The 16,011-nt window shown below is 70.9% G+C and carries 20 protein-coding genes and 1 tRNA gene; 6 read left to right on the top strand and 15 right to left on the bottom strand.

What is annotated here, in order from left to right; genetic code table 11:
• Positions 1-16 precede the first annotated feature (16 nt).
• The 4 genes from IEY79_RS32245 to IEY79_RS32230 form a co-directional block, all read right to left on the bottom strand.
• On the bottom strand, positions 17-1,198 hold the full coding sequence (locus IEY79_RS32245) for a PP2C family protein-serine/threonine phosphatase (protein ID WP_189111193.1): 1,182 nt from the start codon (positions 1,196-1,198) through the stop codon (positions 17-19).
• 493 nt (positions 1,199-1,691) lie between these two features.
• Positions 1,692-2,441: a MerR family transcriptional regulator gene (locus tag IEY79_RS32240; RefSeq protein ID WP_189111192.1), complete on the bottom strand. Its 750-nt coding sequence runs from the start codon at positions 2,439-2,441 to the stop codon at positions 1,692-1,694.
• 142 nt (positions 2,442-2,583) lie between these two features.
• Positions 2,584-2,657 (bottom strand) — tRNA-Met (locus tag IEY79_RS32235).
• A gap of 70 nt (positions 2,658-2,727) precedes the next feature.
• Positions 2,728-2,907: a hypothetical protein gene (locus IEY79_RS32230; RefSeq protein WP_189111191.1), complete on the bottom strand. Its 180-nt coding sequence runs from the start codon at positions 2,905-2,907 to the stop codon at positions 2,728-2,730.
• Positions 2,908-3,008: 101 nt separating this feature from the next.
• Between IEY79_RS32230 and IEY79_RS32225 the strand changes: the two genes are divergently transcribed.
• Positions 3,009-3,665 (top strand): HAD family hydrolase, encoded by a 657-nt coding sequence (locus tag IEY79_RS32225; protein ID WP_229701305.1) that lies wholly within the window; start codon positions 3,009-3,011, stop codon positions 3,663-3,665.
• 39 nt (positions 3,666-3,704) lie between these two features.
• Here the strand turns inward: IEY79_RS32225 and IEY79_RS32220 are convergent, their stop codons facing one another.
• Positions 3,705-3,917, bottom strand: a complete 213-nt coding sequence (locus IEY79_RS32220) for a hypothetical protein (protein WP_189111190.1) — start codon at positions 3,915-3,917, stop codon at positions 3,705-3,707.
• A gap of 184 nt (positions 3,918-4,101) precedes the next feature.
• Here IEY79_RS32220 and IEY79_RS32215 point away from each other — a divergent pair, with 184 nt between their 5' ends.
• Positions 4,102-4,308, top strand: coding sequence for an antitoxin (locus IEY79_RS32215; protein WP_189111189.1), 207 nt, complete (start codon positions 4,102-4,104; stop codon positions 4,306-4,308).
• A gap of 114 nt (positions 4,309-4,422) precedes the next feature.
• Here IEY79_RS32215 and IEY79_RS32210 read toward each other — a convergent pair whose 3' ends face one another.
• Positions 4,423-4,854, bottom strand: coding sequence for a VOC family protein (locus IEY79_RS32210; protein WP_189111188.1), 432 nt, complete (start codon positions 4,852-4,854; stop codon positions 4,423-4,425).
• Between the two features lie 79 nt (positions 4,855-4,933).
• Between IEY79_RS32210 and IEY79_RS32205 the strand changes: the two genes are divergently transcribed.
• The gene (locus IEY79_RS32205; protein ID WP_189111187.1) at positions 4,934-5,533 is read left to right on the top strand and encodes a TetR/AcrR family transcriptional regulator; all 600 of its coding nucleotides are present in this window, start codon (positions 4,934-4,936) and stop codon (positions 5,531-5,533) included.
• A 37-nt stretch (positions 5,534-5,570) separates the two neighbouring features.
• On the opposite strand, the gene IEY79_RS32200 is transcribed toward IEY79_RS32205, so the two are convergent.
• Positions 5,571-6,449 (bottom strand): alpha/beta fold hydrolase, encoded by an 879-nt coding sequence (locus IEY79_RS32200; RefSeq protein ID WP_189111186.1) that lies wholly within the window; start codon positions 6,447-6,449, stop codon positions 5,571-5,573.
• A 184-nt stretch (positions 6,450-6,633) separates the two neighbouring features.
• On the opposite strand from IEY79_RS32200, the gene IEY79_RS32195 reads away from it, so the two are divergent.
• Entirely contained in the window at positions 6,634-8,691 is a 2,058-nt protein-coding gene (locus IEY79_RS32195) for an AfsR/SARP family transcriptional regulator (protein ID WP_189111185.1), read from the top strand.
• Between the two features lie 30 nt (positions 8,692-8,721).
• Here IEY79_RS32195 and IEY79_RS32190 read toward each other — a convergent pair whose 3' ends face one another.
• The 5 genes from IEY79_RS32190 to IEY79_RS32170 all read right to left on the bottom strand — a co-directional run bounded on the left by IEY79_RS32190 (position 8,722) and on the right by IEY79_RS32170 (position 12,008).
• Positions 8,722-9,507 carry a DUF4232 domain-containing protein gene (locus tag IEY79_RS32190; RefSeq protein ID WP_189111184.1) on the bottom strand — a complete coding sequence of 262 codons (786 nt, stop codon included), beginning with the start codon at positions 9,505-9,507 and terminating at the stop codon, positions 8,722-8,724.
• An 84-nt stretch (positions 9,508-9,591) separates the two neighbouring features.
• The gene (locus IEY79_RS32185; RefSeq protein WP_229701311.1) at positions 9,592-10,086 is read right to left on the bottom strand and encodes a GNAT family N-acetyltransferase; all 495 of its coding nucleotides are present in this window, start codon (positions 10,084-10,086) and stop codon (positions 9,592-9,594) included.
• A gap of 17 nt (positions 10,087-10,103) precedes the next feature.
• Positions 10,104-10,517 (bottom strand): arsenate reductase ArsC, encoded by a 414-nt coding sequence (locus IEY79_RS32180; protein ID WP_268240643.1) that lies wholly within the window; start codon positions 10,515-10,517, stop codon positions 10,104-10,106.
• Positions 10,510-11,616 carry an ACR3 family arsenite efflux transporter gene (arsB, locus tag IEY79_RS32175; protein WP_189111181.1) on the bottom strand — a complete coding sequence of 369 codons (1,107 nt, stop codon included), beginning with the start codon at positions 11,614-11,616 and terminating at the stop codon, positions 10,510-10,512. The genes IEY79_RS32180 and arsB overlap by 8 nt, the downstream gene beginning before the upstream one ends.
• The gene (locus IEY79_RS32170) at positions 11,613-12,008 is read right to left on the bottom strand and encodes an ArsR/SmtB family transcription factor (RefSeq protein WP_189111180.1); all 396 of its coding nucleotides are present in this window, start codon (positions 12,006-12,008) and stop codon (positions 11,613-11,615) included. The genes arsB and IEY79_RS32170 overlap by 4 nt, the downstream gene beginning before the upstream one ends.
• 90 nt (positions 12,009-12,098) lie before the next feature.
• Here IEY79_RS32170 and IEY79_RS32165 point away from each other — a divergent pair, with 90 nt between their 5' ends.
• Together IEY79_RS32165 and IEY79_RS32160 are read left to right on the top strand one after the other, a co-directional pair.
• Positions 12,099-12,548, top strand: a complete 450-nt coding sequence (locus IEY79_RS32165) for an ArsI/CadI family heavy metal resistance metalloenzyme (protein WP_189111179.1) — start codon at positions 12,099-12,101, stop codon at positions 12,546-12,548.
• A 421-nt stretch (positions 12,549-12,969) separates the two neighbouring features.
• Positions 12,970-13,329, top strand: coding sequence for a hypothetical protein (locus IEY79_RS32160; protein ID WP_189111178.1), 360 nt, complete (start codon positions 12,970-12,972; stop codon positions 13,327-13,329).
• A 107-nt stretch (positions 13,330-13,436) separates the two neighbouring features.
• Here the strand turns inward: IEY79_RS32160 and IEY79_RS32155 are convergent, their stop codons facing one another.
• Genes IEY79_RS32155 through IEY79_RS32145 form a run of 3 tightly spaced genes read right to left on the bottom strand, consistent with a single transcriptional unit; the run spans position 13,437 to position 15,766 of the window.
• Positions 13,437-13,748: an SCO5918 family protein gene (locus tag IEY79_RS32155; protein ID WP_189111177.1), complete on the bottom strand. Its 312-nt coding sequence runs from the start codon at positions 13,746-13,748 to the stop codon at positions 13,437-13,439.
• A 55-nt stretch (positions 13,749-13,803) separates the two neighbouring features.
• Complete coding sequence (locus IEY79_RS32150; protein WP_189111176.1) at positions 13,804-14,208, bottom strand: CBS domain-containing protein; 405 nt, start codon at positions 14,206-14,208, stop codon at positions 13,804-13,806.
• Between the two features lie 46 nt (positions 14,209-14,254).
• The gene (locus IEY79_RS32145) at positions 14,255-15,766 is read right to left on the bottom strand and encodes a DEAD/DEAH box helicase (RefSeq protein WP_189111175.1); all 1,512 of its coding nucleotides are present in this window, start codon (positions 15,764-15,766) and stop codon (positions 14,255-14,257) included.
• Between the last annotated feature and the right edge of the window lie 245 nt (positions 15,767-16,011).

The raw sequence follows: 16,011 nt of genomic DNA, 5'->3' as shown, positions 1-16,011 counted from the left end.
GGTGGGGGAGATGACATCACGGCACGACCGGCATCGTCCGGCGCCGCTCCGGCTGCCGCGCGGTGGGCCGGCTGATGGCCAGCAGCGCCATGTCGTCCGTACTGCCGCCGCCGGTGTGCAGCCGTACGTCCCCGACGATCGCCTCCAGCAGATCGTCGGGACCGGGAAAGATCCGTCCCGCGAGCCGTTCGCCCGGGTCGTAGAAGACGCCGTCCGCGTTGCGCGCCTCGGAGAGGCCGTCCGTGTAGAGAAGCAGCGTCGCACCGGGCCGGTACGGGATCTCCTCCGCGCGGTCCGGCCACGTCCCCAGTTCCCCCATCCCGAGCGGCAGTGCCGGGTCGGTGGGGGCCAGCACGGTCAGCGCGCCGTCGGGGCCGAGCAGCAGGGGTTCCGGATGCCCGCGGTTCAGCACGCGCACTATGCCCTCGGCGTGCGGGACCTCCGCCAGTACGGCGGTGGTGAAGCCCTCGAAAAGGTCGATCCCGCTGCGCCCCCTGCCTTCGCGCGCCAGCGCCCGCTCCAGCCGCCGCGCGACGCCTTCGAGCGACCTCTCCTGCTCGGCGGCCTCCCGGAAGGCGCCGATGACGACGGCCACGGTCTCGACGGCGCCCATGCCCTTGCCGCGTACGTCGCCGACCACCACCCGTACCCCGTACTCCGTGTCCTGGACGGCGAACAGGTCACCGCCGATGTACGCGCCCTCCTCCGCCGCCTCGTAACGCGCGGCGATGTGCAGCCCGCCGATCCGGGACTCGGGTGTCGGCAGGACGGCGCGCTGGGCGGCCTCGGCGATGACCCGTGCCGAGGCGAGGCGTTCACCGCTGCGGCGTACGACACCGTTGATGGCCAGCGCGAGGACGGAGACGGTGAAGACGGTCAGCGATTCGGTGATCGTCTCGATCCCGTCCGCGGAGTTGTTGAAGTAGCGCAGCCCGAGAACGGCGCCGACGGACAGGATGCCGACGAGGAGGGTGCGCATGAACGAGAAGAAGGGGGCCGCGACCAGCGGCGCCGCCGAGAAGAACGGGGAAGCGGTGAAGGCGGCCGGGGTCACCTGGTCCAGGACGATCCCCGCCACGATGATCAGACCGGGCAGCAGCTCCACGACCGGATGCGTCGACCGGGCGGCGAGCCGGCCGCTCCCCCGCCTGGGCGGCCGGGGATCTTCGGGACCGAAGCCGGGCGGGTGCTTCTCCACGGGCTGCGAGCGGCTCCGGGTCGGGTCGTTCGGGGCCGAGTCCGCCTGCCGGAAACCTTCGTCGGCGCGGCGGAGACCGCGCTGGACCCCACGCCGGAGGCCCTCGCTGAGCCGGCGGAGCCTGGAGGGGACGCGGGGACGGTGGGGCGATGCCTGATGGGTGGGTCCCCCGGCGGAGGAACCGGGGACGGCCCCCTCGGCAGGGCGGTGCCCGCTCCCGCCGGGGGGACCGTCCCCGGTCCCGCCGTCTCCGCTGTCTCTCAGGTGCCCCACCAGTGGCCTCCTGCCCGGTCCGTCGACGGCCGCGGACGGTACCGCGTCCCCCCAGGCTGGCCTCTTGCACGCCGGGCGGCTACCCGCTGTCGACCGACTGGGCTACCGGTGGGCCAGTGCGGTGACAGCGGTTCGGCCGCGGTCACCGGCCGGCGTACGCCGGTGGTGAGCCGGTCGCTCTCCCGTGCGGGCGCGGCCGTGGGGTCGCGCCCGGCGAGCGTCAGTCGTCGGTGAGGTGGCGCTCGGCGTAGACCTTCATCGCGTCCCGTACGAGGACGGCCGTGCCCTCCTCGTACTTGTCGTAGTTACGGCCGAAGCGCGGATCGTCGACGTACATCGCGGTGACGCCGATGACGTACGACCTGGCGGGGCTCGTCGTCGTCGACAGCCAGTCGCAGTGCCGGCGGGCGATGGCCTGCGCCTCCTCGCTGTCGGCGGCGAGACCGTCCTTCCTGGCCCGGCCCCAGTCCCGGGCGATGGTCTCGTGCCGTTGCGTGAACTCCTTCCGCTCGCGCTCGCTCAGGGCCCGCCACCAGCGGTCACCCTTCTCGTACGCGTCCCGGCCCCACCGCTCGGTCACCTCCTGCTCGTACCGCGTGTGATCGAAGCCGTCGAGAACTTCCTCGGCCATGAGTTCTTCTCCCCTCCCTGTCTTGTGGAGAGTGGTCCGGACCGACGCGATCAGCCGTCCCACGCGCTCACGTTCCTGTTCGAGCAGCGCGAGATGCGTGCGCAGGGCGGCGGCCGTGTCCTGCTGGCCGTCGAGGATCCCGGCGATCGCGGGCAGGCTCAGGCCGAGCTCACGCAGCAGCAGGATCCGCTGCAGACGGACGAGGGCGTCCTGGTCGTAGTAGCGGTAACCGTTGCTTCCGACCCTGCTCGGGTCGAGCAGCCCCAACTCGCCGTAGTGCCTGAGCGTGCGGCTCGTCGTGCCGGCCTTCTTCGCGATGTCCTGGATCGACCACTCCATGACCGGAACGCTAAATCTTGACGTTGCGTAAAGGTCAAGCACGATGTGCCGGATCGGGGTTCGAGGGCCGGGGATTCGGGAGTCGGGCGCGCACACGGCGAAGGCCCGGATCCAGTGGATCCGGGCCTTCGTCTTCTGCCAGTAGCGGGGACAGGATTTGAACCTGCGACCTCTGGGTTATGAGCCCAGCGAGCTACCGAGCTGCTCCACCCCGCGCCGTTGAATGCAACACTACGCCATCCGGACCAAGATCATCTCCATTTACCCGCCGAGGGCCCCGATCGGCCTAGGCGGCCTCCACCACATCGGCGCGAATCGCCGCGGCCCACTCGACCAGCAGCCTTTGATACTCCTCCTGCTCGGCGGTGGACAGCGCCCGGCCCGCGCGCGCCCACAGGGCGCGGATCTCCGCGTTGACGACGGCGGCGGGACGGACGGAAGCACTGGCATCAGAGGAAGCTGACATGGAGCAAGGCTACGGCCAGCCACTGACAATGGGCAGAGCGTGTGCCTCACCACCTCGCACAGTCACCGTCCCGGAGCCCCTTAACGCCTAGGCTTACCCCGGTGATCGAAACCATCGTGTTCGACGTCGGCGAGACTCTCGTCCGCGACGACCGCTACTGGGCCTCCTGGGCCGACTGGCTCGGCATCCCCCGCCACACCATCTCCGCGCTGGTCGGCGCCGTCACCACCCAGGGCAGGGACAACGACGACGCCCTCCACCTCATCAAGCCGGGCATAGATGTCGGCGAGGCGTACCGGGCGAGAGAAGCCGCGGGCCGGGGCGAGCACCTGGACGAGTCCGACCTCTATCCCGACGTACGGCCCGCCCTGGCCGGTCTGCACCAGCTCGGCGTACGCGTCATCATCGCCGGCAACCAGACCGTCAAGGCCGGTGAGCTGCTGCGGGGCCTCGATCTGCCCGCCGATCTCGTCGCCACGTCCGGCGAGTGGGGCGTCGCCAAGCCGTCGGAGGAGTTCTTCGCCCGGGTCGTGGAGGCGGCGGACACCGCGCCCGAACGGATTCTGTACGTGGGCGACCACCCCGTGCACGACCTGTTCCCCGCCCAGCGGGCCGGGCTGCGGGCGGCGCATCTACGGCGCGGCCCCTGGGGCTATCTGACGGCCGACGATCCGGACGTCGTCGCGGCGGCGGACTGGCGGCTCGACGCGCTCACCCAGCTGATGCCGATCATGGCGGAACTGCGGCAGCCGGTCTGAGCGGGGGCGTGGGGGAGGAGCCTGAGGCAGGGCGGCCGGTCACTCGGGGCCGTACTCGTGCGGCTGCCCGCCCTGCCACTCGACCCAGGAGGGGTCGTCGAGCAGTTCCCACGCGTCGGGCAGCCCGGCGAGCCGGAGGAATTCGATCAGATGGTCGTCGTTGTGGGCGAGTCCCATGATCCGGCCGCGGACGGTGACTCTCCGGCCGCCCGTCCCGGACGGCCGGTGCACGACGATCGGTGTGTCACTCATACGGTCAAGAGTGCGACTCCCGGGGCTGGAGCGCAGCCTCGGGGGCCACTCTTTGCCCGGAGATCCCAGCGGAATAGGGCGCTAACCGGCTCTTCCATACGCTTTGTCGCCGCCCGGATGCGGGATGCGGCGGGCGCCCCGATGCTGGGAAGGGGAGCAACCCCACAAGGGAGGACGACCCATCATGTCCATGCTCGACAGACTCAAAGGCCTGATGAAGGGCCATGAGGACACCGCTCGGAAAGGCGTCGACAAGGCCGGTGACGCCGTGGACAAGACGACCGGTGGCAAGTACGAGAGCAAGGTCGACAAGGCCCAGGAGAAGCTCAACGAACAGATGGGCTCCCGGGACCGGCCCACGCCGGGCGACGACCGCCCGCCACAGAGCTGATCCGGGGCGAAGCGGGCGCGGCTCCGCGCCCGCGCGTACGCACCACGAAGGCTCCGACCGGTCCGCGTTCCGGTCGGAGCCTTCGTCGTTCCGGTCGGAACCTCTGCCGCGCCTCTACGGCGAGGATGTGCCGGCGCCGCCGTACTGGTCAGCGAACTCCCGCGTCGGCTCGATGGTCGTGATGATGTCGATCAGCACCCCGCTGGGGTCCGTGACGATGAAATGCCGCTGCCCGAAATCCTCGCTGCGCAGCCCGAGTACGGGCGTCAGCCCCTCCCTCCCGACGAGCCGCTCCCACTCCGCGTCCACGTCCGCCACCTCGAAGTTGAGGAGCAGTCCCTGGACGGGCCTGCCGTAGCCCTCGGGCACGGTGGGGTGGGTGGGGTCGAGGAGCGCCAGTTCGTACGGAACCGCCCCCGGGCGCAGCAGGCTTACGTACCAGTCGGCCTCGAACGTCGTCTCGAACCCCAGGAGCCGGATGTAGAAGTCGCGGGACTCCTGGAGCCGCTCGGTGGCGATCACGGGATAGAAGCTGGTCAGCTCCATGACGGATCCTTTCGCATACCATCGGTACGCCAACGACGCTATTCGCATACCACCGGTATGTCAAACGGGGAGGAACGCCATGCCGCCGGACCAGCACGGGACCAGGGCCCAGCAGCGGGAGCGAACCAGGCAGACCCTGCTGCGCGAGGGCCGCAGGCTCTTCGCGGAGGTCGGCTACGGCGCGGTGAGCCTGGCGGAGATCGTGGCCGCCGCCGGCGTGACCAAGGGCGCGCTCTACCACCACTTCGACAGCAAGACCGCGCTCTTCCGTGCCGTACTGCGCGACCTCCAGCAGGAGGTGGGCGAGCGCGTCATGGAGGCGGCCGGGGCGCGGGACGACTCCTGGGACCAACTGGTCGCGGGCTGCCAGGAGTTCATCACGGCGACGACCGCGCCGGACACTCAGCGGATCATGCTGGTCGACGGGCCCGCCGTACTGGGCTGGACCGAGTGGCGGGAGATGGACGAGGCGTCGTCGGCGCGTCATCTCAAGGAGGCGCTCACCACGCTCGTGGAGGAGGGCGTCATCGCCGCGCAGCCGGTGGCGCCCCTCGCGCACCTGCTGTCGGGCGCGATGAACGAGGCGGCGCTGTGGCTGGCGACGTCGGGGGACCCGGCGGACCTCGCCGACACGAGGGCCGCGCTGGGGCGGTTGCTCGACGCGCTGCGGGTGGGGTGAGCGTCCGGCGCCCCACCGCTGGTCATGGGTGGGCCGTTCAGCGGGTGAGGAGCTCCCGTACGGCCCTGACGACCTCCTCCGGTGCCTCCTCGGCCATGAAGTGGCCGCAGCCCACGGTCGCGTGCTCCAGGTCGGGCGCCCAGGCGCGCCAGCGCTCGTCGGCGTCGAAGCCCAGCACCGTACCCCAGTCCTGCTGGAGGACGGAGACCGGCATCCGCAGCTGGTTGCCGGCGTCGCGGTCGGCCCGGTCGTGGGCGACGTCGATCCCGGCGGAGGCACGGTAGTCGGCGACGATGGAGGGGACGGCCGCGCGTGAGGCCGCCAGGTACTCGGCCCTGATCGCGGCCGGAATCGCCCGCGGGTCGCGCGTCCAGATGTCGAGGAAGTGGCCGAAGAAGGCGTCGGCGCTCGCGGCGATCATCCGCTCGGGCAGACCGGGCGGCTGGGCCATCAGATAGAGATGGAAGCCGACGGCGGCCGTGGTGCCGTGCATGACGTCCCAGGTGTCCAGCGTGGGCAGGACGTCGAGCGAGGCGAGGTGGGTGATCACGTCCGGGTGGTCCAGGGCGGCACGGATCGCCACGAGGGCGCCCCGGTCATGGCCCGCCAGGGCGAACCGGTCGTGCCCCAGGGCGCGGGCGAGCGCGACGGTGTCGGCGGCCATGGTGCGCTTGACGTACGTCACGCCTTCGACCTCGGCGGGCTTGTCGCTGGCGCCGTAACCGCGCAGGTCGGGGCAGATGACGGTGTGGTGGGAGGCGAGTCCGGCGGCGACGTGCCGCCACATGAGGTGGGTCTGCGGGAAGCCGTGCAGGAGCATGACCGGGGTGCCGGAGCCGCCGACGGCGACGTTGAGGGTGACGTCGTCGGCGACGGGGACGCGCCGGTAGCTGAAGCCGGGGATGGTGGGGTGCATGGTGCGCTCTTTCGTAGGCTGACGTGCGTTGACGCGTCGACTCGTTGCCGCGTTGTTCTCGTGGCTTCGAGCCTGCGGGCCGCGAATCAGCGATCGGTCAGCGATCGGAGAGCGGTGGGTCGGCGGGTGGTCGGCGCCGAGGGTCGTGGGCGTCGGGGGCATCCCGAGGCGGGCGGAGGGTCGGATGGAACGGGAGCCGGACCGCGAACAGGTCCTGTTCGGCGTGCTCGGTCCCGTGACCGCCGAGGACCGACGCGGCGCGGTCGCGCTCAAGGGGCCGCGCCACCGCGCCGTACTGGCCCGCCTGATCGTCGCCCGCCGCCGTGTCGTCCCCGTCGCCCGGCTGGTCGCCGACCTGTGGCCGGACTCGCCGCCGGCCGGGGCGGTCGGCTCCGTACAGACCTTCGTCGCCGCGCTCCGCCGCGCCCTGGAACCGGACCGTCCACCCCGTGCCCCCGCCCGGCTCCTCGTCACGGACGGCCCCGGCTACGCGCTGCGAGCCGGCCCGGACGCCGTCGACGCCTGGCGGTTCGAGACGGCGGTCGACGAGGCGGCGAAGCTGCCGCCCGCGCGGGCGCTGCCGCGGCTGGACGAGGCGCTGGAGCTGTGGCGCGGGCCCTCGTACGCCGATTTCGTACAGGAGGAGTGGGTACGGGGCGAACGCGCCCGCCTGGCCGAACTGCGGCTCCAGTCGGTCGAGCGCAGAGCCGAGGCGCGGCTGGCCCTCGGCCTCACCGCCGAGGCCGTCCCCGACCTGGACGCGCATCTGGCCGACCACCCCTGGCGCGAGGACGCGTGGCGGCTGCTGGCGCTGGCGCTGTACCGGACGGGCCGGCAGGGAGACGCGCTCGCCGTCCTACGGAGGGCACGGTCGACCCTGGTGGAACAGCTCGGGCTGGACCCGGGGCCGGGGCTGCGGAGGCTGGAGGCGGACATTCTGGCGCAGGACGCGGCGCTCGACGCCGTTCCGGACCGGGCGAGCGGGGAGCCCCCGACCGGTCGCACCGACCCCGGCGAGACAGCGGCCCGCCTGTGGACGCGGGCCGCCGCCGCGTACGACCGCACGGTCGCGGCCGGCGCCCGTGCCCGCCTGGAGACGACGGTGGGTCTGCTCCGCGACCTCGCGGTGACCGGCGGCGGCGGTCTGACGGCCGCCCGCGAACACCGCCTGGCGGCCATCACCGCCGCCGAGGAGTTCGGCGACCCGGAACTGACCGGCCGGGTGATCGGTGCCTTCGACGTGCCCGCGATCTGGACGCGCGGCGACGACCCGGAGCTCGCACGGCGCATCGTCGCCGCCGCCGAACGCACCCTGGCCGCGCTGCCGCCTCCCAACGGACACGGCGGCTACGACGCGGTGCGCTGCCGGCTGCTCGCCACCGTCGCGGTGGAGATGCGCGGCTCGCACTCCTCGCGCGGCCCCCAGGCCGCGGCCCAGGCGGAGGCGATCGCCCGCCGGCTCGACGATCCGGCGCTGCTGGCGTTCGCGCTGAACGGCACGTTCATGCAGTCCTTCACCCGCGCGGGCCTCGCACCGCGCCGCGCGGAGACCGGCACGGAACTGGTCGCGCTGGGGGCCCGGCACGGCCTGGTGACCTTCGAGGTACTGGGCCATCTGATCCTTCTTCAGGCGCTCGGCGCTCTCGGCGACTTCGCGGCGGCCGACACGCACGCCACCGCTGCCGACCGACTGGCGGCCCTCCACGAACTCCCGCTCGTGGGCGTCTTCACCCGGTGGTACGGGGCGCTTCGCCTGTCCGCGTCCGGTGACATCCCCGAGGCGAGGTCGGCGTACGGGAGCGCCGCCGCCGACCTGCCGGACTCCGGCATGCCGGGCCTGACCCACGGGCTTCTCCCGCTCGCGCTGCTCTCCCTGCGCTTCTCCGCCGACGGTCCCCGTCTCCCCCCGCCCGACGCGCTCGACGCGCTCGATCCGCGGGCGGACTGGGGCCCGTACCGTCCCTGGATCACCCCGCTCGCCTCCCTGGCCACGGGCGACCACCCCACCGCCCGCACCGCCCTGCGCGCACTGCCGGAACCGCCCCACGACCTGCTGTACGAGGCGTGCTGCTGCCTGGAGGCGACGGCGGCCCTGGCGCTCGGCGACCGCGCCGTACTCACGCGCGTACGCGACCGTCTGGCCCCCGCGTCCGCCGAACTCGCGGGCGCGGGAAGCGGTTTGCTCACGTTCGGCCCGGTGAGCGGCTACCTCGCCGCGATCGACGCGGCGCTACGACGCTGAGCGGGGCCGGCCTGCCGGCGCCGGGTCGGCTCAGAGGAAGGGGGTGACGACGTCGGCGGAGTCGGCGTGCCAGTTGCTGACCTGGGGCTTGTCGACATTGACGGACTCGACATCGAGCTGGCCCGCGTCGCCGGCGTCGTCGGAGGCGGAGACGATGAGCGTCTCGAACATCTTGCCGTCGTCGTTGTCGGTGCTCTTGGGGTTCACGCCGAAGTAGGCGGCGGTAGAGCCCTTGAGCTTGACGGCGTCACCGGAGCCGCCCTCGGCGTTGGACGCCACGGTGTCGGGGTCGGAGCCGAACATGACCTGCTTGGGGGCGCCTTCCAGGGTGCAGACGACGCCCGGCTTGGCCTTCGCCGTAACGAGGTAGTAGCCGCCGGCCTGGGACTCCAGCTTGACCGTGAAGTTCAGGTCGCCGTTGTCGCACGGCTTCGCGTAGTAGTCCTGCTTGGCGCCGTCGACGTCGTTGTCCTTGCCGCCGTCCTCGTCGTAGTAGTCGTCCTTGGCACCGTCGACGTCGTTGTCCTTGCCGGCCGAACCGCCGTCCTCGTCGTAGTAGTCGTCCTTGGCACCGTCGACGTCGTTGTCCTTGGCAGCGGAGCCGGCGTTCGCCGCCTTGCCCGCGTCGGCGGAGGTGTCCGCGCCGGAGTCGCAGGCGGTGAGAGTGGCGGTGAGAGCCACCATGGCCACGGCGGCCAGGGCGAAGCGGGCGGACCGGGGCGACCGGGCGGCAAGGCGCGAACTCATCGGGTTCTCCATCGACTTGTTGATCCTGGGCTCTCCTGCTGACATCGCCAACAGTAGGCCGGAGATCATCCGCGAATGATCGCGCGAATGTCCGGGTTCCGTTTCATCGTTCGATCCCCATGTACCGCCCTGCTCCAGCCTTCTGACGGACCGTCAGTCGATGTTCCGGCTCCGGCGTTCGACGAGGATGACGTCGCGCCACCGGCCGTGGTGGAGGCCGACGCGCCGACGGGTGCCGACGACACGGAACCCGGCCTTCTCGTGAAGGGCGAGGCTGGCGGTGTTCTCGGGGAAGATGCCGGACTGCACCGTCCAGATCCCGGCGGCCTCGGTGGAGGCCAGCAGGGCGGTCAGCAGGGCGAGTCCCACGCCGCGGCCGCGGGCGTCGGGGCCGACGTAGAGGGAGTGTTCGACCACTCCGGCGTACGCGCCCCGGCTGGACACCGCGGCGACGGCGGCCCAGCCCAGTACGCGGTCGTCCTCGTCGAGTGCGACCAGGCGGTGCCGGGGCAGCTTGGCCGCGTCGAACCCCCGCCAGTCCGGAGCGGCGGTCTCGAAGGTGGCGTCGCCCTCGTCGATGCCCAGTTGATAGATCGCCAGGACCTGTCCGGCATGCTCGGGCCGCATCGCCGTGATGCGTGCGCCCATGGCTGTCACGTCCGCGGTCATACCACGTGTACGCCGAGTTCGCCGAGGAGCCCGCGGATACGCCGCCCGATCTCGTCCCGGATCGGCCGGACCGCCTCGACGCCCTGACCGGCGGGGTCGTCAAGCTTCCAGTCGAGGTACCGCTTGCCGGGGAAGACAGGGCAGGTGTCCCCGCAGCCCATGGTGATCACGACGTCGGACGCCCGCACGGCTTCCACCGTCAGCGCCTTGGGAGTCCGGGCCGAGATGTCGATGCCGACCTCCGCCATCGCCTCGACCACCGCCGGATTGAGGGTGTCGGCCGGCGCGGAGCCGGCGGAACGGACTTCCACGGTGTCGCCCGCGAGGTGGGAGAGGAAGGCGGCGGCCATCTGGGAACGGCCGGCGTTGTGGACGCAGACGAACAGCACGGACGGTGTGCTCTCAGACACGGGCGGAACCTTCCAGGGCTGTGGCCGGTCCGGCCGCCGGCGGGGGCTGGGGGAAGAAACGCCGGGCGGCCAGGGCGACATGGACCAGGCCGATCAGTACCGGCACTTCGATGAGGGGACCGACGACGCCGGCCAGAGCCTGTCCGGAGGTGGCGCCGAAGGTCGCGATGGCGACCGCGATGGCCAGTTCGAAGTTGTTGCCCGCGGCCGTGAACGCCAGCGTCGTCGCCTTTGGGTGGTTGAGTCCGATCGCGCGTCCCAGCGCCATGGATCCGGCCCACATGAGGGCGAAGTAGACCAGCAGCGGTAGCGCGATCCGTACGACGTCGAGCGGCCGCGAGGTGATGGCATCGCCCTGGAGGGCGAAGAGCACGACGACGGTGAACAGCAGCCCGTACAGGGCGAAGGGGCCGATGCGCGGGACCAGTCTCGTCTCGTACCAGGTGCGCCCCTTGGTTCTCTCGCCGATCCGGCGGGTGAGGAACCCGGCCAGGAGCGGGATGCCCAGGAAGATCAGCACACTGCGGGCGATCTCCCACACGGACACGTCGAGGGCCGTCTGCTGAAGGCCCAGCAGGCCGGGCAGCACGCTCAGGTAGAACCAGCCGAGCAGGCTGAACGCCAGAACCTGGAACACCGAGTTCAGGGCGACGAGGACGGCGGCGGCCTCGCGGTCGCCGCGGGCGAGGTCGTTCCAGATGATGACCATCGCGATGCAGCGGGCGAGGCCGACGATGATCAGACCGGTGCGGTACTCGGGCAGGTCCGGCAGGAAGAGCCACGCCAGGGCGAACATCAGCGCCGGGCCGACGACCCAGTTCAGCAGCAGCGAGGAGATCAGCAGGCGTCGGTCACGGGTGACGGTGTCCAGGCGGTCGTAGCGGACCTTCGCCAGCACCGGATACATCATCACCAGCAGGCCGAGGGCGATCGGCAGAGAGACCCCGGTGACGGTGACCTTCGCCAGCGCCGTCCCCAGGCCCGGGACCAGGCGCCCGAGCCCGAGGCCGGCGGCCATCGCGGCGAGAATCCACACCGCGAGGAACCGGTCCAGGAATGACAGCCGCCCGGCGACCGGGCCCCCGGTCCGCCTGCTCACGAGGCCGCACCGGCGGGCTCGGTCAGGGGTGCTTCGGCGGGGCGGGTGAGGAGCGCGGCCAGACGGTCCGTCATCTCGGGCAGCAGCCGGTAGTACACCCACGTCCCGCGCCGCTCGGAGTCGATGAGACCGGCCTGCTTCAGAAGCTTCAGATGATGGGAGATCGTCGGCTGGGACAGGTCGAACGCCGGGGTGAGGTCGCAGACGCAGACCTCCCCGCCCGCCCGTGAAGCGATCATCGACAGCAGCCTCAGCCGCACCGGATCACCCAGCGCCTTGAAGACCTTCGCCAGCGTCTCGGCCTGATCGGTCTCCAGCGGGGCGGTCAGCAGGGCGGGGCAGCAACCGTCGGGGCCGTCCTGGCCGAGCACCACAAGCTCCTGTTTCGACATGCGTCTATGTTGACATTCTTCGATACAAGAAGCAAGGTGGAACCAAGAGTCATCGACAGACATCAATACAACCTGATCGGGGAGACAGCCATGTCCCGCGCCCAGCTCGCCCTCAATGTCGCCGACCTCGAAGCCTCGGTCGCCTTCTACTCCAAGCTCTTCGGCGCCGAACCCGCCAAGCGCCGCCCCGGCTACGCGAACTTCGCCCTCACCACCCCGCCGCTCAAGCTCGTTCTCATCGAGGGCGAGCCCGGCCAGAAGACCCGCCTCGACCACCTCGGCGTCGAGGTCGACACCACCGACGAGGTCACGGCCGCCACCGAACGCCTCAAGGACGCCGGCCTCGCCACCTTCGAGGAGAACGACACCTCCTGCTGCTACGCCCTCCAGGACAAGGTGTGGGTCCACGGCCCCGGCCAGGAGCCCTGGGAGGTGTACGTCGTCAAGGCCGACGCGGACCAACTCGGCAAGACCCCTGCCCCGAAGGCCGCCACCTGCTGCACCGAACGGAACGACCCCACCGAAACGCCGGCGCCGTAGCCCGCCTGACGGGCCGTCGCTCACGCCCGAGCCGGGAGACGGCAAAGCGCCCCGACCGGAGTGAACCGGTCGAGGCGCGTGCTCGGCGTGGTTGGCCGTGTGGGACTCGAACCCACAACCAACGGATTAAAAGTCCCGGCAGGGCCCTGCCGGGACTTCCGTCAGCTTCCGCGCTGGTCCAGAAATGCCTGGTCAGAGACCTGTCATGTGTTGTCCGGTCCAAGCTCGCGTGCGGCATGTCAGCACGTCCGCTCACGCATCGCTCACGCAGCAGGCCCCGTAGACCATGACTGGGCCAACACGCCTTCCAGATGTTCGCTGGAGGTCTGCGGCGTCATCGTCTGTTCAGGTTGGTCTTGCACCTGTCGTGGAGTACCGCTGCTTGAGTTGGTCGGACGGCTGGTGATTACAATCGTCTCTCATGTCGAAGCTTGACGAGCTGCTTGTTGATGTCGCCGCTCTGGTGGAGTCCGGGCGCAGCAATCAGATGTCTCTGACCGTGGTCGCCGGTGGTGCCGTCATCACAGGGCGGCTGGCTCCCGAGGCCGTTTGGAGGCAGCGGGTGTCGGAGGTTCTGGCGGACTCGGCCCGCCTGAACGATTTCTCCGCCGTGTTCACCACTGCGACACAGGAGGAGGGGCGGCCCACGCATCTGCATTTCCATTTGGCGCGGATTCTGCAGGGTGCGGTGGGGATCCCCGAGACGGGCGGGATGTACCGCGTGGCGATCGAGGACATCAGTGCCTGGACCGTTGGCGACTTCAGCTACTCCGACCACTGATTCAGCGTCGTGCCGAGAATGCCTCGGTACGCGGTGAGGGTCCGACCGGCTTGTTCCGGTGGGACCCTCACTCGTTGTTCTGGTGGCGGCTCGCGCCTGCCCGTCTGTCAGAGGGCCGCAGGGGCGCCGAGCATCGCGGAAGCCTGTTGGAAGGGGTTGAGGACGCGGGTGGGTGCGGCGGCCGGGGGGAGGCCGCGGCAGGTGAAGCCGAGCCGGGTCATGGCCCGCAGGACTTCGCCAGCGCTGAAGTCGCGGCGGTCCTGGCGTGTGAGGACCTGTCCGACCTGTTTGACGGGGTAGGTACGGCGGCCGATGATCACGGACTCGCCGGAAGCCTGTTCGGGTTTGACGCCCTTCATCGATTCAAGGACGCCGCTTTTGGTGAGGTCGAACGGGAAGCGGGCGATGACACAGCGCATGATGCCTCACAGGGAGAGGAACGAAGAGGGGGTGGTTCTGCTGCGGTGAGGCGGTTCAGCGGGCGACGGCGAGGACGCCCGGAGCGCTGCCGTGTTCGTCGACGACAGGCAGGGCATCGGCCTGGCTGTGGCGCATCGTGTGCTCGGCTTCGGCCATGGGGGTCACGGGACGGGTGAACGGTCCTGGGTCGCCGAGGATGTCGCGCAGCTGGATCCGGTCGGTGTACGCGGAGCTGTCACGGGCCGCGGTGAGCTGGGCCTGGGTGAGAAGTCCGGTGCACAGGCCGTCGTTGTCGCAGACGAGCAGGTGCCCGGTGCGGGCGCTGGCCATGACGGACAGGGCGACCTCGACGGTCATGTCGTCACAGACCTGCGGTCCGCCGGTGTCCATGGCGTCGGCCGCCGTCCTGTGTACGGGGGTGGCACTCGCCTGGCGGGGCTGCGTCTGAACCAGCGTCAAAAGGTGCCTCCTGCATTGGTGGGTCAGTTTCCTGATCACGAGATTTTTATGCCGCCGCGTCGAAGGAGGTCTGCCGCGCTGTCATGCGCCGGGCAGCCGAAGCGGGGCTGCGCCGGCCGCGTGAGGACGTGCTGCGCTGACGCCGCTCGGGGGCCGGAGCGGTGATCGTCACGGGAATGCCGGACGGGGCTTGGGCGCCGGTGATCCGGCTGAGTGCCTCTTCGCCGGGGCGGACCTGGGTGGTCTGGGGCACGATGCCGGCCGCTGTCATAAGGCGCGTCATGTCCCGGCGCTGGCTGGGGGTGACCAGGGTGACGACACTGCCGGATTCCCCGGCCCGCGCGGTCCGGCCGCCGCGGTGGAGGTAGTCCTTGTGGTCGGTCGGCGGGTCGATATTGACGACGAGGTCGAGGTCGTCGACGTGGATGCCGCGGGCGGCGACGTTCGTGGCCACGAGCACGGTGACGTGCCCGGTCTTGAACTGGGCCAGGGTCCGGGTGCGCTGCGGCTGTGACTTCCCGCCGTGCAGGGCCGCGGCCCGTACCCCGCTGGCCAGCAGGTCTTGTGTCAGCCGGTCGACAGCGTGCTTGGTGTCCAGGAACATGATCACCCTGCCTTCGCGGGCCGCGATCTCCGTCGTCGTCCGGTGCTTGTCGGCGCCGTGGACGTGCAGCACGTGGTGCTCCATCGTGGTGACCGCCCCTGCGGAGGGGTCGACGGAGTGGACGACGGGGTCGGTGAGGTAACGGCGGACGAGGAGGTCGACGTTGCGGTCGAGGGTGGCGGAGAACAGCATCCGCTGGCCCTCGGGGCGTACCTGGTCGAGGAGTGCGGTGACCTGGGGCATGAAGCCCATGTCGGCCATCTGGTCGGCCTCGTCCAGGACGGTGATCGCGACCTGGTTGAGCCGGCAGTCACCGCGGTCGATGAGGTCCTTGAGCCGGCCCGGCGTCGCCACGACGACCTCGGCACCACCACGCAGCGCGTTGGCCTGCCTGCCGATCGACATTCCGCCGACGACGGTGGCCAGGCGCAGCCTCACCGAGCGGGCGTAGGGGGTGAGTGCGTCGGTCACCTGTTGTGCCAGCTCACGCGTCGGCACGAGGACCAGGGCCAGCGGCTGGCGGGGTTCGGCGCGCTGACCGGCGGTGCGGGCCAGCAGGGCCAGGCCGAAGGCGAGGGTCTTGCCGGAGCCGGTGCGCCCGCGTCCCAGGGCGTCGCGGCCCGCGAGGGTGTTGGGCAGGGTGGCACCCTGGATCGGGAACGGGACGCTCACGCCTTGCCCGGTCAGTGTCGCCAGCAGTTGGGCGGGCATGTCGAGGTCGGCGAACGCCTCGACCGCGGGCAGTGCGGGCGTGACCGTCTTGGGCGGGGCGAACTCTCCCTGGACCGCTGCGCGCCGTCGGCCGTGGCCGCCCGAGCGGCCCGTCCCGCCCGAACGGGCCGGGGCGGGCGAGCCGAAGCGGGCGCCCCGCCTCGACCCGGCGGTGGACCCGAAAGCGGGGCCTTCGGTCCGGCGAGGGCGGGAGGAACGGGCGTTCGTACGTGTGGGGTTCATCGAGAACCTTCCTTGATACGGCGCGCATCAAGGAATTCCCGCAGCCAAAGAACAGCGCGGGGAATCACAAGAACGAACCGAGTGGAATGCGAAAAGGGAATGCGGCTTGCAGCGATTCCGGGGCCGGATGCAGACGACGAGATAGGTCACGTCGCGCGGACGCGAAAATCCATACATCGACCCGCGCATCTCCGAAAAGGTGCGAATCCCTGAAGGCGCGGGGCTGCTGGCGGCGCTGTTCCACA

Origin of the sequence: Streptomyces camponoticapitis, from assembly GCF_014646115.1 — a bacterium.
Classification (GTDB): Bacteria; Actinomycetota; Actinomycetes; order Streptomycetales; family Streptomycetaceae; genus Streptomyces; species Streptomyces camponoticapitis.
The sequence above is the reverse complement of the archived record's forward strand: the minus strand, read 5'-3'. Positions and strand labels throughout refer to the sequence as shown.

Coding starts and splice junctions, on each gene's coding strand:
- IEY79_RS32215 (WP_189111189.1), top strand. CDS start 4,102: ATGTCCATGCTCGACAGACTCAAAGGCCTGATGAAGGGCCATGAGGAC.
- IEY79_RS32205 (WP_189111187.1), top strand. CDS start 4,934: ATGCCGCCGGACCAGCACGGGACCAGGGCCCAGCAGCGGGAGCGAACC.
- IEY79_RS32195 (WP_189111185.1), top strand. CDS start 6,634: ATGGAACGGGAGCCGGACCGCGAACAGGTCCTGTTCGGCGTGCTCGGT.
- IEY79_RS32200 (WP_189111186.1), bottom strand. CDS start 6,449: ATGCACCCCACCATCCCCGGCTTCAGCTACCGGCGCGTCCCCGTCGCC.
- IEY79_RS32220 (WP_189111190.1), bottom strand. CDS start 3,917: ATGAGTGACACACCGATCGTCGTGCACCGGCCGTCCGGGACGGGCGGC.
- IEY79_RS32160 (WP_189111178.1), top strand. CDS start 12,970: ATGTCGAAGCTTGACGAGCTGCTTGTTGATGTCGCCGCTCTGGTGGAG.
- IEY79_RS32230 (WP_189111191.1), bottom strand. CDS start 2,907: ATGTCAGCTTCCTCTGATGCCAGTGCTTCCGTCCGTCCCGCCGCCGTC.
- IEY79_RS32165 (WP_189111179.1), top strand. CDS start 12,099: ATGTCCCGCGCCCAGCTCGCCCTCAATGTCGCCGACCTCGAAGCCTCG.
- IEY79_RS32240 (WP_189111192.1), bottom strand. CDS start 2,441: ATGGAGTGGTCGATCCAGGACATCGCGAAGAAGGCCGGCACGACGAGC.
- IEY79_RS32185 (WP_229701311.1), bottom strand. CDS start 10,086: ATGGGCGCACGCATCACGGCGATGCGGCCCGAGCATGCCGGACAGGTC.
- IEY79_RS32145 (WP_189111175.1), bottom strand. CDS start 15,766: ATGAACCCCACACGTACGAACGCCCGTTCCTCCCGCCCTCGCCGGACC.
- IEY79_RS32155 (WP_189111177.1), bottom strand. CDS start 13,748: ATGCGCTGTGTCATCGCCCGCTTCCCGTTCGACCTCACCAAAAGCGGC.
- IEY79_RS32210 (WP_189111188.1), bottom strand. CDS start 4,854: ATGGAGCTGACCAGCTTCTATCCCGTGATCGCCACCGAGCGGCTCCAG.
- IEY79_RS32190 (WP_189111184.1), bottom strand. CDS start 9,507: ATGATCTCCGGCCTACTGTTGGCGATGTCAGCAGGAGAGCCCAGGATC.
- IEY79_RS32170 (WP_189111180.1), bottom strand. CDS start 12,008: ATGTCGAAACAGGAGCTTGTGGTGCTCGGCCAGGACGGCCCCGACGGT.